We start from the raw sequence: 26970 nt of genomic DNA on the forward strand, positions 1-26970 counted from the left end.
CTTCTAGTGGCCGGTCGCGCCGCGCAGGCTGGATACGGCCCAAGGAAGGTTTCCATGACGCACTACGACGAACTGTCGGCCCGGCCAGCCACCCCACCACCAGCGGCGAAGCACGATATCGGCGACGTCGGTTATCAGAAACAGCTCCGTAAGCGCCATATGCAGATGATCGCGATCGGCGGCTCCATCGGCACCGGGCTTTTCCTCGGAGCCAGCGGCCGCATGGCGCTGGCCGGGCCGTCGCTGGCCATCGTCTACATCGTGTGCGGCGTCTTCACCTTCATGGTGGTGCGCGCGCTCGGCGAGCTGGTGATGTACCGGCCGTCATCCGGTGCGTTCGTCTCCTACGCCCGCGAATTCCTCGGCGAGCGCGGGGCCTATTCGGTCGGCTGGTTGTACTTCCTGAATTGGTCGACCACCTTGGTCGCCGACATCACCGCCGTGGCGCTGTACGTGCACTTCTGGTCGCCGTTCGTGCCGATCCCCCAGTGGGTCCTCGCGCTGATCGCGCTGGCGGTGGTGGTCGGGCTCAACGTGGTGTCGGTGCGCCTGTTCGGCGAATTCGAGTTCTGGTTCGCGCTGATCAAGGTCGGCACCATCGTCGCGTTCATGCTGCTGGCGGTGGTCTTCCTCGTCACCGGCACACCGGTCGACGGCAATGTCCCCGGCTTGTCGACGATCACCGATAACGGCGGTTTCTTCCCGCATGGTCTCGCTCCGATGCTGACGATCGCGCTCGGGGTGGTGTTCGCCTTCGGCGGGACGGAGATGATCGGCGTGGCCGCCGGTGAATCCGACGACCCGGCCGCCGTGATCCCGAGGGCCGTCAACTCGATCATGTGGCGGATCATCCTGTTCTACGCGGGCTCGGTGGTGCTGTTCACGCTGTTGCTGCCGTGGACGGCCTACTCCCCCAGCGAGAGCCCCTTCGTGACCGTCATGAGCTCCATCGGGATCCCGCATGCGGGTGATGTCATGAACCTCGTCGTGCTCACCGCCGCGATGTCGAGCTTGAACGCGGGTCTGTACGCGACCGGTCGCACCTTGCGGTCGATGGCCGTGGCCGGGGCGGCGCCACGCTTCGCCGCCCGGATGAATCGCCACGGCGTTCCCTACGGCGGAATCCTGATCACCAGTTCGGTGGGCATCGCCGGTGTCGTGCTGAATCTTCTCGTCCCCCAGAAAGCCTTCGAGATCGTGCTGAACCTGGCCGGTCTCGGCATCGTCGGGACCTGGGCTTCGATCATGATCTGCCACTGGATATTCGTGCGGAAATCCCAGCGCGGCGAGTACCGCCGACCGGCGTTCCGGCTTCCGTTCGCTCCGGTGCTCAACATTCTCACCCTGGTGTTCCTGGCCGGTGTCGTCGCGCTGATGTTCTTCGACGACGAGATCGGGCGTATCACGCTGGCGGTGTTCACCGCCGTCGTCGCGGCCATGGTCGCCGGATGGTTCCGGATCAGAGGCCGCCTCGACCCGGATGTCCTCGCCCCGCTGGATCGGCCGGACGCCGCTGAGGGAGCGCGGGGCGCATGATCACTCACCGAACAGCACATCCCACGGCGTTGCGGGTTCACGTTCTCTACACCGGCGGCACGTTCGGAATGGCCGACCAGGGAGCGGGTATGGCACCGCGGTCGGGAATCGCTGCCGAAGTCTCCGAGGTCATCGCCCGATACGAGGACACGAGGGGGCGGCCGGTCGAATTCTGGTACGCCGAATCCGACCGTGTCATCGACAGCGGCGCCGCCGACTCGAACACCGCCTTCCGGATCGCGCAGTGGGTGCGGTACCGCGTCGAATCGGAGCGCCCGCACGGCGTAGTAGTCATTCACGGAACCGACACCATGGCCTATATCGGCGCCCGCGTCGCCTTCGAACTGCGCGGTCTCGCAGCCCCAGTGGTGCTGACCGGTGCCCAGATCCCGCTCGGTCAGCCCGGCAGCGACGCGCAACACAACATGCATCTGGCACTGGATTCGATTGCCACTCGACCAGTTCCGGGAACATATATCGCGTTCGGCTCGGGGTTGCATCCCGCCGTGCGGGCCAGCAAACGTGCGTGCGACGACTACGACGGCTTCACCACCGTCCGAGAATTCACGCCGCCACCGTCCCCTGTGGCATCACTACCGCATCGGGGCAGCACTGCGGCACGCCTTCCAGTGGGACTGCTCACCGTCTTTCCGGGACTGCACAGCGATCTGCTCAACGCGGCGATCCGGCAGTATCCCGGTGGAGTCGTCCTGGAATGCTACGGCTCGGGCACGATGCCGCACACAGCCGAGGTCATCGAGACGATCCGGACGGCGACGCGGCGCGGAACCCCGATCGTCGTGATCACCCAGTGTGACAGCGGTTCGGTCGATCTCGAGCGGTACCTGCCAGGACGATCGCTCCTGGACGCAGGAGCGATCAGCGGAGGGGACATGACCAGAGAGGCGGCACTGGCCAAACTGGCCTACCTCGTCGACCTCGGCGTCTCCGGTGGTCGGCTGCGGGACTGGATGACGACCAACATGCTCGGCGAGCTGTCGGACACGGCCACCTTGCCCCCGGTGTCCACCCACGAAGACGCCCTCACCACACGGAGCCGATGATGACCGGCAGCACCCGAACCGAACAAGACTCCCTCGGCAGCCGCGCTGTGCCCGCCGACGCCTATTGGGGCATCCACACCGCACGCGCACTGGACAATTTCGCCATCACCGGCGACAACATCGGCCGATACCCGGCGCTCGTCGCCACGCTCGCCGCGGTCAAGCAGGCCGCCTGCCGCGCCAACCGAGAGCTCGGCATCCTCGACGCTCGCCGCGCCGAGGCGATCGAATCGGCCTGCGCCGAAATCAGGGGCGGCGCGCTGCACGACCAGTTCCCGATCGACCCGATCCAAGGCGGCGCGGGAACCTCGACGAACATGAACGCCAACGAGGTCATCGCCAACCGAGCGCTGGAGTTGCTCGGCTACGACCGCGGGACCTACAACGAAGTGCACCCGCTCGACCACGTCAACCTCGGCCAATCCACCAACGACGTGTACCCCACCACCATCCGGCTCGCCGTCGTGCGGCACATCCGCGACCTCGTCGCCGCCCTACGACGCCTCGCGGATACCTTCGGCGCCAAAGCCGATGAATTCGCCGACGTCATCAAAATGGGCCGCACCCAACTACAAGACGCCGTGCCGATGACCCTCGGACAGGAATTCGGCACCTTCGCGATCATGGTGGGCGAGGACTGCGACCGGCTCGAAGAAGGCATCACCCTGCTCTGCGAGAGCAACCTCGGCGGCACCGCGATCGGCACCGCCATCAACGGCCACCCGAGCTACCCGGCACTGGCCTGCGCCCACCTCGCCGAACTCACCGGCGAACCCGTCACCCCCGCGGCCAACCTGATCGAGGCCACCCAGGACTGCGGCGCCTTCGTTCAGGTCTCCGGCATCCTCAAGCGGGTCGCGGTGAAACTGTCCAAGATGTGCAACGACCTGCGGTTGATGTCCTCAGGCCCGACAACCGGTTTCGGCGAGATCAACCTGCCGCCGGTCCAAGCCGGGTCATCGATCATGCCGGGAAAGGTCAACCCGGTCATTCCGGAGATCGTCAACCAGGTCGCGTTCGAGACTATCGGCAACGACCTGACCGTCACCATGGCCGCGGAGGCCGGGCAGCTGCAACTCAACGCCTTCGAACCGATCATCGCCTACGGCATGCTGCGCACGACCACGCACCTGACCGCCGCGGTCGACACCCTGGCAACCAAATGCGTCGCGGGCATCACCCCCAACCGCGACCACCTCGAGCAAGGCGTTCGACGTTCCGTCGGCATCGTGACAGCGCTGACCCCCTACATCGGCTACGCCGCCAGCGCCCACATCGCCAAACAGGCGCTGCAAACCGGGCAATCCGTCGCGGAGATCGCGATCGAACGCGGCTTGCTCACACCCGAAGCCATCGAGGAGATCCTCGCGGCCCGTCGACTCGCGGGCCTCACCGGCTCGGCGGCCGACACCAAACCACTCGGCCGTCCAGTCCACACACGCGCCGCGGGACAAGCGCCGACAGATCGGCACCGCTTCGGAACCGCACGCTGAAACCAGGCGTGCTCGCCCCGGACGCCGAGCGGATGCCGGACAGGTGAGCATCGGTCAGTCGCCGGGAGTCGAGCCGAGGACCTCTCGCGCGGCCCTCCGAGCTGCGGCCGGGTCGGCGGCCGTCAACGCCGCGTCCGCGGCGCGGCGGCACTGCTCGCGAGTGGTCTCGGCGAGGCGGGCGCCTACCGCGGCGACGGCGCCTGCTGCCATGGACAGTGATCCGACGCCCAGGCCGACCAGCACGCAAGCCAGGGCTGGATCGGCTGCGGCTTCGCCGCACACGCCTACGGGCTTGCCCAGTCGTCGACCCGCGGCCGCGGTGCGCGCGACGAGAGCCAGCACCGCCGGCTGCCACGGGTCGGTGAGGGCGGCCAGTGCGGGCGACATCCGGTCGGCCGCCATCGTGTACTGCGCGAGGTCGTTGGTGCCGACGGAGAGGAAATCGACGTGGCGCAGAATGGCTTCCGCAGTGAGCGCGGCGGCGGGCACCTCGATCATCGCGCCGGGGATCAGCCCCCGCTCCCGCGCCTTCTCGGCGAAGGATTCCGCTTCGGCCGCGGTCGAGATCATCGGTGCCATCACCCACGGCGCCGGTGCGCGGCCGACGGCGGCTCGGGCGATCGCGTCGAGTTGCCGGTCGAGGATTCCGGCGTCGCGGGCGGCGATGCGGATACCCCGTATTCCGAGCGCGGGATTGGCTTCGTCGGGATGGTCGGCGAACCGCAGGGGCTTGTCCGATCCGGCGTCCAGGGTCCGGATCACCACCTTCGCGCCGCTGTAGGCGTCGAGCACTTCGCGGTAGATGCGTTCCTGCTCGGCTACCGTGGGCTCGGTTTCCCGGTCCAGGAAGCACAATTCGGTGCGGAACAGGCCGACACCTTCGGCCGGTGTCCGGCGCGCGGCTTGGGCGCTCGGGCCGTCTTGGACGTTGACCAGGACTTCCACCCGGTGCCCGTCCGCGGTGGCGCCCGGCCCGGCCCAGGCGGCGTCGCGTGCGGTCCGGGCACGGAACTGCTCGACCGCGCGTGCCGCGAGGTCGGGATCGGGATCGCTGACGATGCGCCCGGACGAGCCGTCGAGCAGGACGGGTGTACCCGCCGCGATCGCGTCGAGACCGGTCACCGCGACGACACAGGGGATGCCGAGTTGCCGCGCGATGATCGCCGTGTGGCTGGTAGGTCCGCCGAGCGACGTGGCCAAGCCGATGATGACCGAGGGATCCAGCCCCGCCGCATCCGCGGGCGCGAGGTCCTCGGCGAGCAGAATCGCGGGCTGTTGCGGTACCGGGATGCCGGGTTCGGGCGCGCCGGCCAGTTCGGCGACGACCCGATCGCAGACGTCGCGGAGGTCTGTCACGCGTTCGGCCATGAGCCCGCCGAGCTTGGTGAACATCTCGGCGAACTGGTCGGTGGCCGCGACCGCCGCCGCACGCGCCGGTGTGCCCGCCGCGATCAGTTTCTGCGCCACACCGAGCCAGCCGCGGTCGGTGGCCATCGCGGCGTTCGCGGCGAGAACTTCCGCGGCAGCGCCACCGGCCCGCGCCGCACGCCCCCGCAATCGGTCAGCGACCGCCGTCGCCGCGGCCAGCAACGCCGCCTGCTCGGATGCCCGATCGGACTCGGGAACCACATCAGCCGCCTCCGCGACACGCGGCCGGGCGCCCGGCCGGACAGCGGGCGCGTACGCCACCCCGGAGACCGCCGGTGTGCCGACCAGCACTACAGATCCCGTTTCTACCTGCAAAGATCCTGTCACCTGTCGCCTACCTCCACAGCTGAACCAGCGAGCCCGATTCCATGCCGGCCCGGCCTTCGATGTGATCCACACTACGCCACATCATTGACAAAGCAACACAGACAGAGATAAAACAACATAAACCAACACCTAATCGGGAGGTCGGATGTACGCCGAGGAACGGCAGCAGGCGATCGCGACGCTGGTCGGGCAACGAGGCCGCGTGTCGGTCACCGAGCTGTCCGACCAGTACGGCGTCACCACCGAGACGGTCCGGCGTGATCTCGCGGTCCTGGACCGGATGGGCTTGGTCAGGCGTGTGCACGGCGGCGCGGTGCCTGCCGCGGCGCTGACCGCGATCGAGCTCGGCACCGGCGAACGTGAGCACAGCCGTGCGGCGGAGAAGGACCGCATCGCCAAGGCGGCCTTGGATTTCCTGCCGCCGACCGGCGGCAGCGTCCTGTTCGACGCGGGCACCACCACCGCGCGGATCGCCGCCCTGCTGCCGACCGACCGCGAGCTGGTAGCGGTCACCAACTCGGTGCCGATCGCGGCCCGCCTCAGCGGGCACGCCGCGGTGCGGTTGCACCTGCTCGGCGGACGCGTCCGCGGCGTCACCCAGGCCGCCGTCGGCCCGGAGACCCAGCGCATGATCGCCGAGCTGCGGGTCGATGTCTGTTTTCTCGGGACCAACGCGCTCACCACCGCCCACGGCCTGTCCACCCCGGACATCGATGAGGCCGCGGTCAAGCGAGCCATGGTGGCCAGCGCGCACCGCGTCGTCGTGGTCGCCGATTCCACGAAGGTCGGCCGCGAGGACTTGGTGCGCTTCGCCGAGGTCGAGGACGTCGACGCCCTGGTCACCGACACCGGCGTACCGGATTCGGTGCGTAGCGAGCTCAGCGCGTCCGGCCTCGAGGTGGTCACGGCATGATCGTCACGCTCACCGCCAACCCCAGCATCGACCGCACCGTCACCCTCACCGGCGCGTTGCACCGCGGCGCGTTGCACCGCGCCGCCACCGTGAACTCTCATCCCGGCGGTAAGGGCGTCAACGTCTCGAGGGTGATCGCCGCCGCGGGCCGTGAAACCGTGGCCGTGCTGCCCGGCAACACCGGAGATCCGCTGCTACGGCAGCTCGGCGACGCCGGTATCGCCTACCGGGCCGTCCCGATGCCGGGGACGGCGCGAACCAATCTCACGATCACGGAAACCGATGGGACCACGACGAAGATCAACGAACCCGGTCCCCCGCTGACCACTGCCTGCACCGCTGCGCTGGCCGAGACGCTCGACGGCCTCGCCGCTGCCGCGTCCTGGGTGGTGCTGTCGGGCTCGCTGCCGCCGGGAGTACCTGCCGACTGGTATGTCGCGCTACTGCGGCGGCTGCGCGGCATACCGGTGGCGATCGACGCCTCGGACTCGCCGCTGCGGGCGGTCGCCGCCACCGTCGGCTCCCACCCGCCGAGCTTGCTGAAACCGAACGCCGAGGAACTCGGTCAGCTCACCGGCGCCGACCCCGCCGAACTGGAGAATCCGGTGGTCGCCGCCCGCGCCGCCGCGACGCTGGTCGAGCGGGGCGTCGATACGGTTCTGGCGACCCTCGGTAAGGCGGGCGCCGTCTTGGTCACCCCGGAGGGCGCCTGGTACGCGCCCGCGCCGAGGGTGACACCGCGCAGCACGGTCGGCGCGGGGGATTCGGCCTTGGCCGGGTACCTGCTCGCCGACTCCGAGGGCGCCGAGCCCACCGAACGGTTGCGCCGCGCGGTTGCCTACGGCAGCGCCGCGGCCGCTCTTCCCGGCACCGGCGTACCCGGCCCGCATGACATCGACCTCGACGCCGTCCGCGTCACGGCGCTGAACGCCCTGCACAACAGCTGAAGGAGGCCATGGTGGCCGACTCGATCATCTCCGAGGATCTGATCACCCTCGACACCGACCTCGGCGCCGCCAAGGAGGCGGTGATCGCCGCACTCGCGCAGCGCCTGGCCGCAACCGGCCGCGCACGCGACGCGGCGGCGCTGCGGGAGGCGGCGCTGGCCCGGGAAGCCCAGTCCGCGACCGGACTTCCCGGCGGGATCGCGATTCCGCACTGCCGCGCCGCGGCCGTCACCGAAGCCTCGCTCGCGTTCGCCCGGCTCGCCCCGCGGGTCGATTTCGGGGCCCCGGACGGTCCCGCCGACCTCGTCTTCCTCATCGCCGCGCCCGAAGGCGCGGGAGCCGAGCACATGAAACTGCTCTCCAGCCTGGCGCGTGCGCTGGTGAAGCCCGAGTTCGTCGCCGACCTGCGCGCGGCGGCGACACCCGCGGACATCGTGTCCCTGGTCGAGGACGTGCTCGACGCGCCCACTACCACTGCCACCGCGCGCAGCACGACCGCCGCGGAGAGCGCGACCGCGGGCACAACACCCGAGCACCAGGAACCGGCTGCCGAGCGCACCATCGTCGCGGTCACCGCCTGCCCGACCGGAATCGCACACACCTACATGGCCGCCGACGCCCTCGTCGCCGCGGGCAAACGCGCCGGTGTCAGCGTGCGCGTGGAAACACAGGGGTCCAGCGGCGCCACTCCCCTCGGTGACGAGGTCATCGCGGCCGCCGCCGCGGTGGTCTTCGCCACCGACGTCGGCGTGCGCGGGCGCGACCGGTTCGCGGGCAAGCCCGTCGTGGCTTCCGGGGTCAAACGAGCGATCAACGAGCCGGACGCGATGATCGCCGACGCGCTCCGCGCCGCGGACGATCCGCACGCCGCGACCGTCCCCGGCCGCGCACCCGACGAAAAGCCCTCGGCCACAGAGAAATCCGAAACTCTCGGCTGGGGCACCCGCTTGCGCCAGATCCTGCTGACCGGCGTCAGCTACATGATCCCGTTCGTCGCGGCGGGCGGGCTGCTCATCGCGCTCGGCTTCCTGCTCGGAGGCTACGAGATCGCCGACAACGCCAAGACCATCGTGCTGGACAACTCGCTGACGGCGTTGCCCCAGGGCGGACTGGCCACCTATCTCGGCGCGGTGCTGTTCCAACTCGGCACTCTCGCCTTCGGCTTCCTCGTGCCCGCGCTGTCGGGCTACATCGCCTTCGCCATCGCCGACCGCCCCGGCCTCGCACCGGGATTCACCGCCGGAGCCGTCGCGGTGTTCGTCGGGGCCGGATTCCTCGGTGGTCTGGTCGGCGGACTGATCGCCGGGTTCGCGGCGCTGTGGATCGCGCGACTCACCGTCCCACAATGGGCTCGGGGCTTGATGCCGGTGGTGGTGATACCCCTGTTCGCGTCACTGATCGTCGGCGCGGCCATGTTCATCGTGCTCGGCAAGCCGCTCGCCGCGGTGACCAGCGGACTCACCCACTGGCTCAACGGACTGTCCGGCACCTCCGCGATCACCCTCGGGACCATCCTCGGCCTGATGATGTGCTTCGACCTCGGCGGCCCGGTCAACAAAGCCGCCTACTCCTTCGCCGTCGCCGGACTGGCCGTCACCGACACCGCGTCACTGCGCATCATGGCCGCGGTGATGGCCGCCGGCATGGTGCCACCCCTGGCCATGGCGCTGGCCACCACGATCAGACCACGGCTGTTCACCACCGCCGAACGCGAAAACGGCAAAGCGGCTTGGCTCTTGGGCGCGTCGTTCATCTCGGAGGGCGCCATTCCCTTCGCGGCCGCCGACCCGCTACGCGTCATCCCGTCCATGATGGCGGGAGGCGCCGTCACCGGCGCGCTGATCATGGCCACCGGAACCACGCTCAGCGCACCACACGGCGGCATCTTCGTCTTCTTCGCCGTCGGCCACATCCTCTGGTTCCTCGCCGCCCTCGCCGCGGGCACACTCGTCGGCGCGGTCTGCGTCACCGTCGCCAAAGAACTAGCCCGCACGCGAACCGCCGTGCCCTCCCCCACCACCGTCACCGCCGGATAAACGTCCACCACAGAAGGAGTCACGCCATGCCCCAGACAACCGTCGAAGTCGGCTCGTCCATCGGCCTGCACGCCCGTCCCGCCAACATCATCGCCGAAGCCGTCCAGGCGGCCGGCGTTCCCGTCACCCTTTCGCTCGTCGGCGGCGATCCGGTCGACGCGGGCTCGGCACTGATGATCATGACCCTCGGCGCCACCCAGGGCACCCCGATCGTCATCAGCAGCGACGACCCAGCCGCGCTGGACAAGGTCGCCGCACTGGTCGCCGCCGATCTCGACATCTGACCGGCACTACGACCGACGACGACATCTCAGGAGGTGTCGCCGCACCGTCGGACGCATTTCCACGCTGGCTGAGTCGCGGAGCCCCGGGAGGAACCAAGCCGCTGTTCGCGCTGTCGGCAGCGTCACCGAATCCGGCGCTCCACTCTTTGCCGCGCTTGCGGCCTCGCCGTCATCGACGGCTTCGCCATCCAACGACTGGCCAACCCCGCGACGAGGAGAGCGACACCCCGCGGGCCGCCCTCACGACCTACTGACCGGGTTCGGCACCTCGAACCCTTGATAAGACCGCACGCCGGCCCCACGGAATTCGCCATCGCGAAGACCGTGCGACCGAAAAGAGCTGTTTCGACGGTAACCGAGGCCGGGCGGCGGGAGTTGCTCCGCGCGGCGCACAGCGAAGGAGCTCACCAGTTCGGCCAGGCGGGGTGCGCCGCTGCACCGAACAACTGCACTGACACTGGCCGGCTACCGTGACCCCGGGTGATACGGCGTTCGGAGCGCAGTTGTGGAAGTTCGAGCGCGCGACGGGGCCACCACACCTCTTCGGGACAGCTGGAGATCACCGTCGAATCTTGACCGGCGACCCATCGCGTTGCCGGCGAAGAGGCCAAGGTGAGTGACGACGTTTCGTGTCGCCTCTGGTCTTCTGTTTCATCGACGTCTACGCCCTGGCCCGCAATGCGTGACCCCGCACGATCGGCGCCGGCCGCGCTCGCCGTCGCGGCACCAGGATCGAACTGCGCCTCGGCGACCCGTCGGACTCGGAGATGGATTGTCGTGTCGCAGTGGGCGTTCCGATCAATCGCCCGGGCCGCGGCATGGCTCCCGACAAACTGCACATGTTGATCGCGCTGCCCCACCTCGACACCGACGTCGACCCGGGGAACCTCGCCGAGGGCGTCGCCGCGGCCAAGGAAGCGATGGTGCGGGTCTACGGTGACCGCCACGCACCCCCGTGCGCCAACTCCCGCTGGAATTGGACCGGGCACAGGTGCTGGAAACCGCACGGGCGCAGGGCATGCGCCTGGACAACAAGCGGGTTCTGATCGGACTGAGCGAATCGGAACTGGCGCCGATGGTGCTCGACTGCGAGGATCGACCGCACCTGCTGGTCTTCGCCGACGTCAGCTGCGGCAAGACCACATTGCTGCGCAATATCGCGCAGGGAATCGTGGAGAACCCCAGCCCGAACGATGCCCGGGTCATTATGGTCGACTATTGCCGCACCATGCTCGGCGCCATCGATGGCCCGCACCTGGCCGGATATTCGACCTCGGGGCAAACCTCGGTCCCGACCCGCCAAGAGGCCGCGGGATTTGTGTCCCAGCGGATGCCGGGCGCCGACATCACCCCCACGCAGCTTCGGGAACGCAGCCGGTGGACCGGCCCGGAGGTCTATGTGATCGTCGACGACTACGATATGATGGCGTCGAACAATCCGCTGCTGCCGCTGATCGATCTGCTCCCGCAGGCCCGCGATATCTGCCTGCACGTGGTGAGCGCGCGGCGAGCCGACGGCGCGTCGCGTGCGCTCTACGTCAATGCCCTGGGCCTGCTCGAGGACATGTCGATCGACGGCATTCTGATGCGCACCCCAAGGACGAGGGTGTGCTGCTCGGTGACGTGCGCCCGCGCGGTGTCCGCCGGGCCGGGGCATGCTGGTGTCACGCACGCGTGGGCGCGAGCTCGTCCAGATCTATCAGCTGCCCGCCCTGTGATTTGATCCGATCGGAAAGGCTTGTGATGAAAGAGCCGAACGTCCCCGCGCACCTGCCGAGGATCGTGGCCGAGCGCGGCGATCGAGCCCCTGTCGTCGCGGTCGGCAGCGTGTGCATCGTCGTCGACCCGCGCTCGGTCGATGCCGCGGGTCGCTACACGGTGGCGCCGGCTGATCTCCAGATACTCGCCCTGGCCGCACTGCTCGCCCGGCCGGGCTTCACGCGCCGCGACGAACCGGTACCCGACCGGCTGCTGACACCCGAGCACATCACCGAAATGCGATGCCAGTCCGACGCTTTCGAGGAAATCCGGTTCTGAACGACGGTCGCTGAGCCGGCGCACGCCCGCTCAGCGACCACACGCTCAGGTCGCGACGGCGACCGCCGCCTTGACCGCACCGGCGAGCAGCCGCATCGATGCGGGAGCGCCGGGATTGATCAGGACATCGATGCCCTCCTCCGGCAGCGCCGCGGCGAGTTCGGCCATCGAGACCTCGGTCCAGCCTTCGACCTGCGCGTGCCGACGGTGTTCGGGCGCCGAGGTCACCAGCACGCAGGGGATCTGATCCGGGGACGCCGCGACGACCGGATTGCCGTTCTCGTCGACCGCGACACCGACCACCGCGCCGCGCAGGGTCGCCAGCAGCTGGCCCGGTTCGGCTCGCTTCTCCAGGACCAGCCGCAATGTCGCGTCGATCGGATCGATGAAGGGCCCCTCGTCGGCGGGGTGGTAGTCGGGGTTGGGCTGGAATTCGCCTGCTGTGCCGTGGGTATCGACGAACCAGCCGCCCAGCACCGCGTGCGCGGGCGGGCGATCGTCCTCGTCGGCGGGCTGCCAGCCCGGATCTATCAGGAACAGCCATTCCGCGTCGTTGCCGTTGCTCTGCTCGGTCATTGATGAGCCCTTCTCGATCAGTCTTCTCAGCTGGGTTCGGTCGAATCGGGGTGTGGCGGTGGGTGCCGAGTATGGTCGTGCCGGATCTGCTGGCCGTTGCGATAGGACATCCAGCCGGCATTGTGGCTCGCACCCAGCCAGCTGATCCGTATCGGCGACTCCTCCTCGTTGTCGACCCGCAGGACATGAGCGTTGATGGTGCCAGTGCTCGCATGGACCAGGCGCCCTGGGAACACCCTGTCGAAGACCTCGGCGAAGCCGGATCCCGCATCGCCCGCTGCCGCCTTGCATGCCATCAAGACGAATGATTTCGGCGTCCCCAGGGCGGCGGCGAGCCCGGAGGCAAGCGCGGCGCCGAAGGGGTGCGCGGACTGGACGATCGAGGCGAAGGTCCTCCCGTCGACGTCGATGGTCACCCCGGATCGCAGGTTGATTTCAAAGACGTTCGCATCGGCGTGTGCACTGATGTATACCGGTCCATTCTTCCCGTTCGCATAGTCGAGGGCCCACGGCGCACGGACGTTGTCGGTGCGCGACGACCCTTCCTGCATGATTCGTTGCACCACCACACTCAAATCGTCTTCGCCGTCGCGCATTCTGGTGACCACGTTGTGGAAATTCTCCGTCCGCGCCCACAACAGCTCGTCCTCGAGATGGTCTGGCTGATGAAAACTGACGCCGATCGTGTCGCCGTGGTGATCGAGCATCGGGTTGACGAGTACATCCGCGACGAAGAACCCGACTACCCGGCCGTCACTGGTCACCGCGAAGTACGGCTCCTCACCGAAAAATCCCTCCGTCGAGCGCAACTGCTCGACCCAGTCGCCGATATCGGTGCCATTCGCCGTCTGTTCGACGAATGCCGCCCTGCCCTCGGTGGCCGGAGCGTCGTACCTCGTCGCGGCGTGGTCGGTCGCGACGGCATTCAGGTAGGACATCCACCCCGCGTTGTCGCCGGCAGCCAGCAGGCCCACCCCGCGACCACTCTCCGCATGGACATCGACATCGCCGCGAGACCCGTAGATCCGGCGGTCGGGGAAAGTCTGGTGCAGTGCCGCCGAGAACTCCTCGCCCGCCGAGCCGTTCGCTACCGCACAAGCGATCATGACGACCGACCGCGACGGACCCGATGTCATTGCCGCCTGAAAGGCCGGCGACGCCTGCACGATGGCAGCGAAGGTCGTGCCGTCGACGACGATCGACCGCCCGCCGCGCGACCGGACTTCGAAACCGCGGCTGTCGGCGTGCACCGAAATGTAGAACGGACCCGGCTTGTCCTGCTGGTACTCGGCCTCCCACGGAGCCGGGACGAACCGGTCCAACCCGATTCGACTCCGGTCACCCGCGAGCGCGGCGGCGCCGGCTTCACCTTGCCGCGTGCGAAAGACCATCCCGTGGCCGTTCGGCGCCCTCCCCCAGGTACGCAGCACCTCCAACTCGTCGGGCCCGTAGAGGAAGGTGATGCCCACCGTGCGGCCCTGGTGATCGAGGATCGGCTCCTGGACCAGATTCTTGGCGCGGAACCGTACAACGTTGTGATCCACGATGCCGGACAACTTCTTTCCACCGACCAGCTGTCCGATTACACCGAGGTGCTTCTTCCAATCGATCGGATGCGAGACGTGCGCGACCGCTGATCCGTCGGCCTCGTCGGTCGCAGGCAACTCGACGCCGAGAAGCTCGGTCTCGTCGGCGGTCTGCGCCGTTTCCGGTGACTCCGAGTGAGTTCCGACCAGGTCGTCGGCGCCCGGCGGGGCGAGCCGGTCGAGTCCGAACAGGCCGCGCGCACCCGGACCACAGATCGCGAGGGTGGCGAATTTGTTGAGATGCCGCAGTTCCACGTCCACCACCCCGTCGGCCTGGAAGGTGATTCCGGGCAGCGGAGGTTGTGCCGATCCGTTCGTGCCCCATGGGTTGCGCAGCCGCAACGCCACTGGGTTGCCGTCCTCCTCTCGCTGCACGCCGAGTGCTGTGTAGCCGTGATTGCCCGCCAGGCCCGGGAATTGCACGGTGTCGTCGCGACCCCAGTTGCGCGTACCCAGCATCACCAGATCGCCTCGACGCAAGGCGAAGTCGACGCGTTCGGCGATGTGCCTGCCGATCTGCTGGTCCAGCTCGAGGGTGCGCCAGGACGCCGCCCGGTCCACGGAATCGACGAGGCGCTCGATGTTCGAAGCCCAGCGGGTGCGCAGCCGCGGGCTCAACTCATGGTTCAGGAAGCGCCGGAACCCCTCGGTCGAGCCGGGGTTGTCCGGCCGGATCAGCCGGTAGAACTCACGCACGGCCGCCCACACGTTGTTCCCGTTGCCGGCCACCAGTGCCAGCACCTGTGCGCGATCCGCGTCGGCGCCCATCGGATTCGCCTCGCGTGCGCGATGATCGCGCACCCGGTCTTCCCACTCGCCACGCAATGCGGAGACCGCGCGAGCGAACTCGTCATCGCTGCCGGCCAGGCTGCGGAGCTCGTCGATGTCCATGCGCATCGGATGATGGAAATAGGCATCGGTGACCGCCCGGGACGGCTGGAACCGCAATCCGCCGGACAGCATGGCGGGCAGCATCGTCGCGGCGGTGGCGCCGGGACTGCCGCCGTCGAGTCCGGCGTAGCCGAATTCACCGGCGAAGACCGCGTATGCCTTCTCGAGAACCGCGGGCCACAACACCCCCCGGTCGGCGGCGTAGCGAGTGCTGTTGTCGCCGTCGACATAGAGATCCTTGGAGACCCGCACCCAAGACGCGTCACCGCTCTTGTCGAAGAACCGGACGGCGACGGAGTCACCGAGATCTATCATCATCTCGCGGAGCAAGGGCAGCGGGCTGCGGGCCAGCGCCATCATGTTGGCGGCCAGGAAGCAGTTGCCCAGCGCGCCCTGCCGCACGTCCGACACCCGGGGACCACTGATCTCCTCCCAGAGCGGATTGTTCGACCGGCGCAGCTCGGGGACGAGTGGACCGAGGATGTCGCTGTCCAGGGTGTGCCAGGTAGCGGCCTTAGGGCGCCCGAGCATCGTCCGGCTCGGATCCGGTGTCCCATCGGAATTGTGCGCGTGTTTCACCGCCACAACGGCACGCGGAGGTAGCCAGACCGGGGTCTCGCCGGACCCTTCGATTCCGATACCGGCACGGGCCAGGAAGTAGGTGGTCTCCCAGAAGAATGTGGCGGCATTCTCCTCGAACGCCTCGGCGAGCAACGTCTTACGGATCCGGATCGGACTGGCGTCGTGCTTCTGATCCAGCGGAACCAGCCCGACGTATTCGGCGCCGGTGCCGGGATGGCTGAACGTTCCCTTCACGGCGCGCCAGCCGCTGCCGACATCGAGCCGGTGCCCGGTACCGAGTCCGTCGATCAGCACGCATCGATCGCCGCGAACGAACGCCTCGGCGGCCGGGGCGACGTGCAACGGCAACGCCGCCAGGGTTTCCGTGGTCGGTGGGTGATGCTCCGCCGTCGCAGCGGGGGCGCTCAGCGCCGTCGCCGTCGAGCCGGCGTCCGGATCGGCGAACAGCGCGGCGAGTTCGTCATCACTCCACTGGATCTCGGCGGTATCGGCGAGCAAGCCCGCGCCCGGCGCCGGGTGCCGGGCATCCTCGGACATATCCTCGAAATCGGACAGTTCCTCGAGACCGGACCCGTCGCGCAGCGTGCGTCCACGCACCGCGTGGTCAAACGCATCGTCGAACATGTTGCGAGTCAGCCACTTCCACAGTCGCGCCTCGTTCGCGGCCGCTTCTGCTGAGGTTACCGTCGGGAACACCTCGGTGGCATCCTGGTCCGAGGAGAAACGCAGCGGAGCGCTGAGCGCCCTACCGATGGTCGATCCGGAGCCGACCACGCCACTCGAAGCGGCGGCCGGGCCTGGGTAGCGAGTGGACGCGTGCTCTGTTCGAGTGCCGTCGCTGTGCAATGTCACCCAACCGGCATTGCGGTCCGCCGCGAGCAGGCGATAGTCGACATTCGGCCGTGCCGGATAACGCATAGTCGACTGCCACACCGAGGTAGCGGCGGCATGAACCGGCACATGCGGGAAGTTCTGGTGCAGCGTGCTCGCGAACTTCGTTGCCGCCGATCCCTTTGCTGGTTTGCAGGCCAGCAAAACGATCGAGGTCGCCGCACCGGTGCTCAGCGGGCCTCGCAGTCCCGGTGACCTCTCGACGATCTTCGCGAACGTCGTACCGTTCACCTCGAGCGTGGTTCCGGTCCGAAGCCGGATCTCGAACGTGTTCGAACCCGCGTGGGCGGTGACGAAGACCGGTCGGTGCCCGGTCTGGATGAACTCGGCGGCCCACGGCGCGTCGACCACCTCCTGTCCGACCCTGAGGGGACCGTGGAAGGCCTGCTCCCCGGTCTGCCCCGGCTGGGTGCGCACCACCTTGTCGCGCCACTCCGTCGCGGCCGCCCAGCGTCGATTCACGTCGAGTTCCAGATCGCGGTTCTGGAAGCAGACGCCGGTCAATGCTCCGGTCGAGCCGAACATCTCGTGCGCGACGACATCGGCGTAGGTGAAATTGATCGGCAACTCGAAGGCGTTCTTGCCGTGCAGGACGTCCGGATCGTTGGATACCCGCCACGAGTTCAGATACGTGCGCCAGCCACTGCTCACCGCGGGGGCGACGAGTGCCCCGGACTCCGCGGTGGCGTCGGCCACCGTCTCCTCGGGCACCGCGCCGGTCGGCGTCCCCGTAGACCGCCCGGGTGTCCCGCTCACCGCGGCAGACGCATGCTTGATCGTGTTCTCCTGCGACACCTTCGCGCCATCGGGACCGATGGTGACCCAGCCCCGGTTGTGGTTGACGCCGAGGGTGGCGAAGGCCTTCTGCGCCTTCTTGACGCCGACCACCACCACGCCCGCACCCACGTGCACCGGGGCGGTGGGCAGCAGATCGCGCATCGCCAGCGCGAAATCGGTCGCCGCCGTCCGCTTGCCCGCCTTGCACGAGATCAGCACCAGCGACCGGTCCGTCGCCTGACCACCCGTCCGCGGCGACTCCCGGAAGTACTCGGCGGCCTTCACGATTTTGGCGTAGTCGGCACCGTCGACCCGCACCGATCGAGTCGACTCCTGCTTCGTCCCCTTCTTCCAGATGATCTCGACCATGAACCCCTCCGAGTCCGCGTGCGCGTCGATGAATACCGGACCCGGACCGTTCTGGGCATAGTCGGTCTTCCATGGCGCGTCGACGACATCCTCGCCGAATTCCGAGCGCCGCTTGGTGACCTGGTCCACGGCCTGACCGGTATCGGTCAGCACCACGCTGTCCTGTCCGGATGCCGTGCGCGCCCACTTGTTCGCCTCGCGCTGCCCCTCCGACTCGAGGACGAACGACACTCCGATCGTGGTGCCGTTCTTGTCGAGCAGCGCTCGGGTGAGTACGTCCGAGACTTCGAACTCGGTGCGCTGCTTGCTCGCGCCGCGCACGCCTTCCGAGGTGGTCGTCGTCAGGGGCGAGCTCACCGGTGGATCGAGGACTTCCTTCCATTGCCGCACGATCGGATTGCGGCTGGAAGCCAGTGAATTCGATCCGGTGAGCTCGGTGGCGGCGGTGGTGGACGATCCGGTCGCGCCGGTGGGATAGCGGGTGCCGGCGTGCTCGACCCGGGTGCCGTCGCTGTGCAAACTCACCCATCCGGCATTGTTGTCGGCGGCGAGGTAGCGGTAACGGACAGTGGGCACGGCCGGGTTCCGCCAGTTGGAGATCCATACCGCGCTGGCGGCGGCGTGCACCGGCGCGGCCGGAAACCTCTGGTGCAGCGTCGCCGCGAAATCGGTGGCCGCCGAACCTTTCGCAGGCTCACACGCGACCAGCACGACCGAGCTCGGACCGCCGACGGCGCGCGCGGCTTCCAGCGCCGGGGACTGCTCGACGAGCTTGGCGAATGTCGCGCCGCTCACCTCGAGCGTCGTTCCGGTTCGCAGCCGGATCTCGAAGGTGTTCGGACCAGCGTGGGCGTTGACGAAAATCGGTTCCCGGCCGACCCCGCCGTATTCGGCCGCCCACGGCGCCGCGACGACCTCGTGCCCGACCCTGGTCTGACCAGCGAAGACAGCCTTGCCGGTTTGACCGGGCCGGGTACGCACCACCTTGTCGTGCCACTGTTGCGCACCCGCCCAGCGCTCTGCCCCCTCGATCTCCGACTCCACGTGCTTGTAACCGACCCCGATCGGCGTCCCCGCCGGTCCGATCAGGTCCTGGGTCACCACGTCGGCGTAGGTGAAACCGACCGTGACACCGAGGAAGTTCTTGCCGTGCAGCGCATTCGGATCATCGGATACGCGCGCGGAGTTGAGATAGGTTTTCCATCCGCTGCTGATCGCGTGGTCCGCCTGCCCCGGCTTGTTCACTATCGGCGGGACCGTGTGCTCGAGTACCTTCCAGGGAATTCCGGCTGCACGGAGCTGATCCCGCAGGGCTGTTTCCGGCTCCCACTTGAAGACCACATGGTCGATGTCGGCACTGGTGACGCCACCGTGCACCTGCGCCTCCACATACCCCCACTTCCGGAAATCCGGATGCGTCAGGTCTCGCCGCAGACCGATATGGGCGGCCGGCAGGCCGGGCCTGCGGGGCGGGTAGACGCCGAAGGACTCCGGTGCGGGGTCCTCGAGGCTCGAAGGATAGACATTGGACTTGTGCTCGATGGAATCTCCCACGCACACCGTCGTGCGGGCCCGCACCGCGGACTTCAGGACGACCACGGCGTCGCCGTAGACATTCAATCGTTCGTCGTGCAGGTCGCCGACCGGCTGTTCACCGCCGACGCGAACGTACCCGTAGACGGCCCGCTTATCGATCGGATGGTCATTCACGTCATGGCCGAACCAGCGGGCTTCGAGCAGCGCTCGGTCATTCGTTCCGGTGCCGATGTCGCCCAGATCGAATACCGTTTTGAACCGGCCATCCCGCAGTACATCCAGCAGCGATTCCTCGGAGATCCGCACGGCGATATCCTTGCCCGCGAGCGCCGTGACCAGCTCGGCCTTCATCTGTGCGCGCGCCGTCTCGAGCGAAATACCGTGCCTCTCGGCAAGTTTCGCCGTGTGCAGATCGATCCTCCCCAGCTGCATCGCGCGCGCCACAGCGATAAGGCGCTGCTCCACCGGCAGCGTCGCGAAGTGATTCTCCAACTCGTCCGCTGCCGTCCGCTGCGCCGTCGACTTGTCACGCAGTACGGCAGCGTCGCGAGTGGCTTTGATCTCGTCGGCCAGCTCCGCCAGCCGCATGCCCAGCCCACGACTCTTCGGGTCCGCGAACACTACCGCCGGCGCGGGTACGTGGGTGTTGACAATCGCCGCTTCGGGGACATGGTCACGCTGGAGCGGGCCGGTCGCCCGGCGTGGCGTCACGCCGATCCGATTCGCGTCCACGGACAACCAGCCGACATTCGATCCGCCGTACAGCGTGAACTTGGTCGAGTCGAGCGGATCAGGACGCCCGTAGACGGACCCGGCGGGCAACACCGACGTTGTCCCGGCGGTGACGACATGCGCCCCCGTCGCCGTCGAGCTCACCACCACCGTGCCGTCATCGCGCGTCCGGGTGGTGAAGAGGTCAGCCACCAGTGCGCTGTCGAGCACCACCGGACCGGAGACCGGATGTTCGATCTCGTGCACGAGGTTCTGCTCGTGCGAATAGGTCCGCACCACCGGCATCTCCTCGTTCCCGAACGCGACCAGATGCCCAGTGGTATCGGCTACGAACAGGCCCGGGAAGTCGACGACGGCCAGCGGCGCCGGCGGACCGAACTGATCGTCGCCGAGCAGTTGCGGCAGTTCGGTACCGGTCAGGTCGTCCGGGAGCGAACCGGTAGCCGACTCAGAGACATCGGCATCCTGCTGACCGAGGTCCGCCCGCTGCTCGTGTATCGGCGACGGGATATCCAGGTCCCGTGCGGATGTGGGTGCTGCCACGCTCGCGGGGACGGCGGTCGGCGGCAGCACCGTGCGGCCCATCCGCCGTGCGGCGTTTTCCGCTTGCAGGTGCGACGCCGCGGCCCGCACCGCGGCCTCGGCGGCTTCGCGTTCGGCCGTCGCCGCCTGGTGCGCGTCCTTCGCGATGGTGTAGTCGCCGAGCGCCGCGTCCCGGACCGTGCGGGTTTGCACGGTGCGACGCAGGTCATCGGCATGCTCCGCGCGGTCCTTCGTGGCCAACGCCTCGTCGAGCCGGACGGTCGCGTTCTCATGTCTGGTGACCGCGTCGGTGTAGCGGATGATCGTCTGGGCGTGGTGCGGAGCGGTGGCGAACAGCGCGTCATCGGCGGCCAGGAAGTATTCGACACTGCCGTGCTGGCCGTTGCGCGCGGCGCGGTTCTCGGCCTGGATATCGATGTCACGCACATCCGACTTGCCCGAAATGCTGACATGCAGGCCACCGGCCGCGTTGACGGCATCGCTGATCTCGATATCGACGCCACGGCCGCCTTGACGGTTGATGATCAGGATCTTGCCGAGCTGACCCGCCTTGTCGAAGATCGCTTTCAGGTCGGCTTCCGCGGTGGGGCCCCGGTCGGCGAACCACCGGGCATCGACGACCTCGTGCGGAATATCCGCGAGCTTCAACCGGGCCGAGATCTCGGCGACCTCACTGTTGCGGTTGGTGATCACCAGTTCGGGCCGCGCCTGGGCACTGTGCCGACCGATGAGTTTGTCGGCGATCGCATCATGCTTGGCCGATTGGTTCGGAGCCAGATTCGCCTCGAGAGTGTCCAGTTTCGATTCCGTGAAGCGCGGAACCGTGACTACCGGCTTCATCCCGTAGTTGTCGATCAGGTGGCCGGACACCCCCTCGGCCGTGCCCGAAGCGCCCGAGAGCCATTCGTACCGCTCCGCGAGCATGGTCTTGGCGGTGAGGCTTTGTGAAGACACCGAGTCGCCCCGGATCGTGATCCCGTGCTTGGCCTCGATGGCCTGCGCCAAACCGCCGTTCCACCGGCTCTCGGTCGAGGTCGCCGGATCGAACATCACCTTGTGGGTGGTTTGGTCGATGATGTAGACCTTGTCGACGCCGTCACCACCTCGGTGCACGATGTAGTGGTCGTTCTCGACAAACTCCCAGTGCGCCGAGGCGGCGGAATTCACCCGGTCGATCTGGACGGCGAGGTCGTCGGGGCTCGCGCCGGGATCCTCCTCGGCGAGCAGTCTTCTGACCTTCTCGGCGCCCTCGGCGTTGAGCTTCGCCGGGCCGCCGATCTGCCCGTCCGTCCGATCGAAGTCCGCAGGGGTCAGATCCCCGGAAGCGAGCCGATTGTCGAGGAAGTGCCGAGCCGCCATGATGCGGGAGGCGATATGCGGATCCGCGGCCAGGCTGGGGCCGTCGGAGATGATCCAGGTGGTGTCGGCGTAGTACAGCGCCTCGTCGAGTTCGTCGATGACGGCGATATCGCCGCGCATGAACTTGCCGCGGAGTTGCCCGAATGCCGCATCGTCGAGGGTGCCGATGTAGATGGTCGGCTTCGCCGGATCGAGTCCGGTCTCGTCGGCGCCGTTCGGGTTCATCCTGACCACGTTGAACACGTCCGGGCCGAGCACCCCGAGAACCTGTTTGTACAGGTTGACCGCATCGTTGGCCAGAGTGTCGCGAGTGGTGAAGACGTGCACCGAGTCACCGGCGGCGGCCTTCAGAATCGAATCGGCGAGGAAGACGAACGTCTTACCCTCGCCCGCGTCCATATTGATGGGGCCCTCGCGCATTCCCATCGTGCCCATGACCTGGGTCCAGCGCAGGATCTTGCCCGGCGCCACCTCCGCACCGTCGTCGTCGAACTTCGTTGTCCCCCGCCGGATGGTTTCGACAGCGGCGGTCACCGCGCGGTGATATTTCGCAACGCTTTCCGCGTCTCGCGCATCGTGGTGGACGCTCCCCCGCAGCGCCTCCCGCAGGTCCTCGGGTGCGGCGTTCTCCCAGTCTTCGCGCTTGTACATCCGGGTGATGTCTTCGGCTTCTCGGAGAAAGTCCCGCTGCGGCTCATCGGAGACGACACGGGTGAGCGGCTCGGTACGCTCAGTTGAATCACTCTCTGTCGCAGTCGCTTTGCGCGATGTCGGCGTCGGTTCGGCGGCCTGCGTCCAACCCTCGCGATCGGAATCGGTGTACTTGCGTCCCTGCTGGTCGTAATGGTCCAGGTCGCCGTAGATCCCGAGCTTTTCCAGCGCGGCTTTCACCCGGGTCGGCGAGGGCTGGTACGCACCTGCCCAGTCGTGCACCGCGACCATTTTCCCGTTGACGAAATGGGCTTGGAAAGCCACGTAAACGCCCGCGTTGTGGAATTGCTCGTGGTGCAGGTTCTTGCCGACGTACCAGTTGCCGTCATGGTCGCCCACCACGGTACGCATTGCGGGCGCCGACATTTCGGCCCAGCGCTGCAGAATCGGGCCCTGGCGCGGCACCTCGATCGTCGTGGCGCCCTTGCGCGGGATCGCGTCCGATTCGGGATCCGGCTTACCGTTGGATTCCGAATCGGAGGCTTTGGACCAGAGGCCGTCCTTGTCGATCGTGTACCGGTGATCGGGCAGCTCGTCGGTGTTGAACCGGAACACACCCCGGGAGTTCCGTTCGTCGTAACCGCGGACGCCGCCGCCCGCGCCCCCGCCGAAATCGTCGGAGTCGGCCGTCTTCTTCTGGCCGAAGCCAGGCCGCATCGGCAAGTCGCCGTCCTGGAACGGCCGGAACAGCTCCCGGCCTTCGTGCGGGGACTTGTTGCCACGGAGCATCTGCGTTGTCTGCTCGAAGCCCAGGACTTCCCGGATGAAAGCCTTGCCACCCGGCCAGGCCGGATCGAGCAGCGATGTATCGACCAGCCGCCAGCGCAGGCCGGTGGCCTCGTCGATTCTTCCCACGAGAGCCAGGTCGTCGCTGATGCCCTTTATGCCTTTGGCGCCCGCGCGGGCCCGCGGTTCGGCCACGGGCGCCGCCGAGGTGTCGCGCGCCGGAGCCCTGTCCCCTTTGTCGCTTTGGGGTTTCGGAGCACCAGCTGGTTCCTTGACCGGTGTTGTCTTGTCGGTTGCCGCAGCCGAATTCTCGGGGTTCGGCCGGGTTCCCTGCGGAGCGTCCGAGCGGTTCGGGGACACCGAATCGGTCTCGGGTTGCTCGGATTCCGCACGCGGTTGCACCGGGGACGACGGCACCTCGTCCGGCTCGAGCGCGACGGTCGAGTCGGTGTGTTTCGCTTGAATGGACTCCGGAGCACCGAGTGCGCCACCCGCCCGCGGTTGCGCGCGCACCGAGTGGTCAACGGATACGTCGCTCTTCGGTGCCGTCGTCACGTTGTCTCGGCTCGCAACTTTGGTGTCCGCGACACGTTGGGCGGATGGCGACGAACTCGGGGACTTGTCCCCGCCGGCCGCGTTCGACGCCGGCTGCTGGGATGCGTTTGCCGCGTTGGGTGGCTGCGGTACGAGCAGACTGCCGTCGTGCTGCTGCGGCGCGGGCTCGGCTGTTTCGGAAGTGTGCTGCTGCGCAGTCGTTTCCGATTGTTCATGGTTCGCGGGCGCGCGACCGGTGTTCGGTGCGGAAGAGTCGTCAGCACCCGATTTCGCGGACGACTGCTGCGACAGGTTGTCTTCGGCGGTGTTCTGGTGCGGTGAGCTCACGGTCGAGGTGGTCTGATCACCGGCCTGGTCGGATGCCGAGGACCCATTGCGGTATTCGGACAGCGATTCGTTCGACTGCGCGCCACTCCCTCTCCCCGCGTTGACATTCGGCGAGGCCGAAGCGCTCTCGGGCGCAGCCGCGGCCCCTGTATCCGACGCCGACGGCGGCACTTTGGTCGGTGGTGTCGATCCGGCCGGACTGCGCGGGCCGCCGACGGGATCGACGTGCACTTTGCCGCTGCCGCCTGCGCCACGCCAACGTCCCGCGCCGGAGCTGAACGCGCCCGCGGCACCGGCGCCGAGCATCCTCGGGTCCAGTTCGAATTCGCCACCGTTGATGACCTGGTTGGCGAAGCCACCGCCGATCATTCCGCCGAGACCACCGGCGCCGCCCTCGACGGCGCCGCGCATGAGCTGCTGAAACCTGCTGTCGAATTGTGAACGGGTGATCTTTCCGCCCAGGAATTGGAACAGATCACCACCGAGCTTGCCGAACATCGCGCCGAACGCACCACCCAGCGCGCCGCCCAGCGCCGCGAACCACAAATCCTTACCGTTGACACCGTCGCGGTGCCCGGCCGCCATTTGTCCCAGCTGGATAAGGAGCGTCAGAATCACCTGCTGCCCCAGGGCTTTCAGCGCGGCGACGAGCATCTGCCGCAACAGCTGCTTCAAGTATTGGAAGACAATGTGGTACCACCCGATCAACGCCGCCTGAGCCGGGCCGGCGGTCGGCGGGAACAGCCACGCGAGCGCGATCTCGTAGACCAACTGGACGAGGCCGACGATGATCATGATCTTGTTCTGCTGAATCGCGCAACCGACCTGATCGCACGAATCAGCGAGCTGACCGAGCGATTTGGCGATAGCCTGCAACGAGGCCTGATCCGACTCATCGGTGAGGTTCCGCAGGGTGCGCGCCATGGCCGAACCCGCACCGGCCGACGGATACGCCGAGAGGATATCGTCCACCGCGTCTTCGATAGTCGAGACCAGACCGGTCAATCCCGCCGAGGCTTCCGACCAGGCGTCGGCGAGGGCGAACATGCCGTTCTCGCTGCCCTCCGGCCAAGCGCTGCCGGCGACCCAGCTCAACCACCGCAGGTCCTCGGGCAGGTTGATATCGGATTGCCGGACCGCATCGGGAATCGACATCACCGGCCGCCGTCTCGCAGACCGGGCCCATGCCACGGGTCGGCAGCGTCGGGCTCGGGCTCGAACTGTTCCTCGACCGGCGGCTCACGACGCTCTTGCCGCTTCTCCTTGCCGGAGACCGACTGACCACTACTACTCCCCATCGCGGGCGTCCCCGGCATCCCCGGCATCGCGGCCTGGGGCAGTACGCCCGCACGCGACTGGGCGGCGCCGATGCCACCGGCTTTCGGCACCAGCTTCTCCCCGTCATAGGCCGCCCCGAGCATCCGCGGCAGCGGCGCCGACGGAATGCCGCCACCCTTGCCGCCGGTCGCCGGACTACCGGTCTTGTCGACTGACACACCCGTTCCCGGATCGGTCGCGCGGTACGCGTTCGGACCGAGAGCACCGGGGAACGCGGGCACGCCGGGGTGTGCCGGGATGCCGCCGAGGGTCGGTCCCGGCGTCGCGAGTGCGTCGATCGGGTTCGAGGAGGAAGCCTTTACGCTCAGTGGCGCGGCAGGATCGGGAGTACTGGTGGCCGCGAGATGCGGCGTGGAAGGCATGTTCGGCCGGTTGGCATCCGGGTCACCGGTCGAGGAACCAGCGGGATCAGAACCACCGGAATTCGAGCCACCGCCGGTGGACCCACCCGAATTCTGTCCGCCTCCATTGCCGGACTGCTGGTCCTGATCACCCGGCGGCGGGCCGGACGGGTTGTTGTTTCCGGTGTTCTTCCCGAAGTTCGGATCGGAGCTGAGCGGGCCCTTGTACGGACCGGGGTCGCCACTGGCGTTCTCGTCCACGTAGTTCTTCAGGATCCACTGGGCGTACAGGTCCTCGCCCGCGGCGAATGCTCTGCCCGCCTGCTCGATTGTGGTGCCATAGTTGACCAGCAACTGTCCGAAGATCGGAATCGCTCCGGTGGCGTCCGGCCCCCGGCTCGCGTTGCCCACCAGCGCTTCGGCCGACGCCGAATAGCCCGTCGCGCCTTCGGCGAACTGTTTACCGAACTCGTCTGCGCCCCACGGATTTCCCAGCCGCTGCAAGGAGTCGCTCAGGGTGCTGAGAATGTCGAACAGACCCTTCGGCGAGCTCGGCAGGTCTGCGAGCCGCTTACCCTTGTTGATCAGATCCTGTGGATCGACCTTGATCGGGCCGCCACCGGTGTTGTAATCGGCAGGGCCGCCACTGTAGGGGTTGCCGCCGCCGTTGGAGTTCGAACCGCTGTTGGGCTTGCCGCCAGTGTTCGGGTTCCCACTGCTCGGGCGGTTGTTGCCGGGTGGACCGCCACTCGGCCCCGCACCGCCGCCTTTCGGCGCGGAGTTGCCGGAGCCACCCTTGTCCGAACCGCCTCCGGACGGTGCGGTGGGATCATCCTTTTTGCCGTCTTTGTCTTTGTCGTCCTTGTCCGTGTCCTTGCCGTCTTTTTCGTCTTTTTCGTCTTCGGGCTTGCCATCGCCGTCGAGATCCCAGGGAAGCCTGAACGATTGCCAGTCCCCCTTCAGATCCACGAACGACAACCCCGCCGGCAACCCGAATTGCCCCGACTCACCGATCAGCGAAAGGAACGGGTTGCTACCGGCGTCAGGGTTAGGTGCCACAGGGCG

General features: G+C 67.7%; 14 protein-coding genes. 10 read left to right on the plus strand and 4 right to left on the minus strand.

Features of this window, described 5'->3' with window-relative positions; all coding sequences use genetic code 11:
* Nucleotides 1–54 precede the first annotated feature (54 nt).
* The 3 genes from ABZ552_RS16290 to ABZ552_RS16300 are packed head-to-tail and all read left to right on the plus strand — an operon-like array spanning nt 55 to nt 4093.
* Nucleotides 55–1536, plus strand: a complete 1482-nt coding sequence (locus tag ABZ552_RS16290) for an amino acid permease (protein WP_281879447.1) — start codon at nt 55–57, stop codon at nt 1534–1536.
* Entirely contained in the window at nt 1533–2600 is a 1068-nt protein-coding gene (locus ABZ552_RS16295; protein ID WP_357437989.1) for an asparaginase domain-containing protein, read from the plus strand. Before ABZ552_RS16290 ends, ABZ552_RS16295 begins: the two co-directional genes overlap by 4 nt.
* The gene (locus tag ABZ552_RS16300) at nt 2600–4093 is read left to right on the plus strand and encodes an aspartate ammonia-lyase (protein ID WP_357437992.1); all 1494 of its coding nucleotides are present in this window, start codon (nt 2600–2602) and stop codon (nt 4091–4093) included. The genes ABZ552_RS16295 and ABZ552_RS16300 overlap by 1 nt, the downstream gene beginning before the upstream one ends.
* A gap of 54 nt (nt 4094–4147) precedes the next feature.
* Here the strand turns inward: ABZ552_RS16300 and ABZ552_RS16305 are convergent, their stop codons facing one another.
* Entirely contained in the window at nt 4148–5848 is a 1701-nt protein-coding gene (locus ABZ552_RS16305) for a putative PEP-binding protein (protein ID WP_357437994.1), read from the minus strand.
* Nucleotides 5849–5993: 145 nt separating this feature from the next.
* Between ABZ552_RS16305 and ABZ552_RS16310 the strand changes: the two genes are divergently transcribed.
* From ABZ552_RS16310 to ABZ552_RS16340, 7 genes are all read left to right on the plus strand, one after another.
* Nucleotides 5994–6761 carry a DeoR/GlpR family DNA-binding transcription regulator gene (locus tag ABZ552_RS16310; protein WP_281879442.1) on the plus strand — a complete coding sequence of 256 codons (768 nt, stop codon included), beginning with the start codon at nt 5994–5996 and terminating at the stop codon, nt 6759–6761.
* The gene (gene pfkB / locus ABZ552_RS16315; RefSeq protein WP_281879441.1) at nt 6758–7708 is read left to right on the plus strand and encodes a 1-phosphofructokinase; all 951 of its coding nucleotides are present in this window, start codon (nt 6758–6760) and stop codon (nt 7706–7708) included. The genes ABZ552_RS16310 and pfkB overlap by 4 nt, the downstream gene beginning before the upstream one ends.
* 11 nt (nt 7709–7719) lie before the next feature.
* Nucleotides 7720–9744 carry a fructose-specific PTS transporter subunit EIIC gene (locus ABZ552_RS16320; RefSeq protein WP_357437998.1) on the plus strand — a complete coding sequence of 675 codons (2025 nt, stop codon included), beginning with the start codon at nt 7720–7722 and terminating at the stop codon, nt 9742–9744.
* 26 nt (nt 9745–9770) lie between these two features.
* Nucleotides 9771–10028 carry an HPr family phosphocarrier protein gene (locus ABZ552_RS16325; protein WP_357438001.1) on the plus strand — a complete coding sequence of 86 codons (258 nt, stop codon included), beginning with the start codon at nt 9771–9773 and terminating at the stop codon, nt 10026–10028.
* 785 nt (nt 10029–10813) lie between these two features.
* A complete protein-coding gene (locus ABZ552_RS16330) occupies nt 10814–11074 on the plus strand; it encodes a hypothetical protein (RefSeq protein WP_357438004.1) in 261 nt (86 codons plus the stop codon).
* A complete protein-coding gene (locus tag ABZ552_RS16335) occupies nt 11047–11751 on the plus strand; it encodes a hypothetical protein (protein WP_357438007.1) in 705 nt (234 codons plus the stop codon). The genes ABZ552_RS16330 and ABZ552_RS16335 overlap by 28 nt, the downstream gene beginning before the upstream one ends.
* Before the next feature lie 59 nt (nt 11752–11810).
* Nucleotides 11811–12065 (plus strand): hypothetical protein, encoded by a 255-nt coding sequence (locus ABZ552_RS16340; RefSeq protein ID WP_281918061.1) that lies wholly within the window; start codon nt 11811–11813, stop codon nt 12063–12065.
* Nucleotides 12066–12110: 45 nt separating this feature from the next.
* Here the strand turns inward: ABZ552_RS16340 and ABZ552_RS16345 are convergent, their stop codons facing one another.
* From ABZ552_RS16345 to ABZ552_RS16355, 3 genes are read right to left on the minus strand one after another with little or no spacing between them, the layout of a single operon-like run.
* Nucleotides 12111–12641, minus strand: coding sequence for a type VII secretion system-associated protein (locus tag ABZ552_RS16345; protein ID WP_281879417.1), 531 nt, complete (start codon nt 12639–12641; stop codon nt 12111–12113).
* A 26-nt stretch (nt 12642–12667) separates the two neighbouring features.
* Entirely contained in the window at nt 12668–25381 is a 12714-nt protein-coding gene (locus ABZ552_RS16350; RefSeq protein ID WP_357438012.1) for a C2 family cysteine protease, read from the minus strand.
* A complete protein-coding gene (locus ABZ552_RS16355; protein ID WP_281879415.1) occupies nt 25381–26964 on the minus strand; it encodes a hypothetical protein in 1584 nt (527 codons plus the stop codon). Before ABZ552_RS16355 ends, ABZ552_RS16350 begins: the two co-directional genes overlap by 1 nt.
* Nucleotides 26965–26970: the final 6 nt, after the last annotated feature.

Origin of the sequence: Nocardia sp. NPDC019219 (assembly GCF_040632645.1) — a bacterium.
Classification (GTDB): Bacteria; Actinomycetota; Actinomycetes; order Mycobacteriales; family Mycobacteriaceae; genus Nocardia; species Nocardia sputorum.

Bases quoted from the DNA above. Each gene is read 5' to 3' on its own strand.
- ABZ552_RS16290 (WP_281879447.1), top strand. From the start codon at position 55: ATGACGCACTACGACGAACTGTCGGCCCGGCCAGCCACCCCACCACCA.
- ABZ552_RS16295 (WP_357437989.1), top strand. From the start codon at position 1,533: ATGATCACTCACCGAACAGCACATCCCACGGCGTTGCGGGTTCACGTT.
- ABZ552_RS16300 (WP_357437992.1), top strand. From the start codon at position 2,600: ATGACCGGCAGCACCCGAACCGAACAAGACTCCCTCGGCAGCCGCGCT.
- ABZ552_RS16310 (WP_281879442.1), top strand. From the start codon at position 5,994: ATGTACGCCGAGGAACGGCAGCAGGCGATCGCGACGCTGGTCGGGCAA.
- pfkB (WP_281879441.1), top strand. From the start codon at position 6,758: ATGATCGTCACGCTCACCGCCAACCCCAGCATCGACCGCACCGTCACC.
- ABZ552_RS16325 (WP_357438001.1), top strand. From the start codon at position 9,771: ATGCCCCAGACAACCGTCGAAGTCGGCTCGTCCATCGGCCTGCACGCC.
- ABZ552_RS16335 (WP_357438007.1), top strand. From the start codon at position 11,047: ATGCGCCTGGACAACAAGCGGGTTCTGATCGGACTGAGCGAATCGGAA.
- ABZ552_RS16345 (WP_281879417.1), bottom strand. From the start codon at position 12,641: ATGACCGAGCAGAGCAACGGCAACGACGCGGAATGGCTGTTCCTGATA.
- ABZ552_RS16350 (WP_357438012.1), bottom strand. From the start codon at position 25,381: ATGTCGATTCCCGATGCGGTCCGGCAATCCGATATCAACCTGCCCGAG.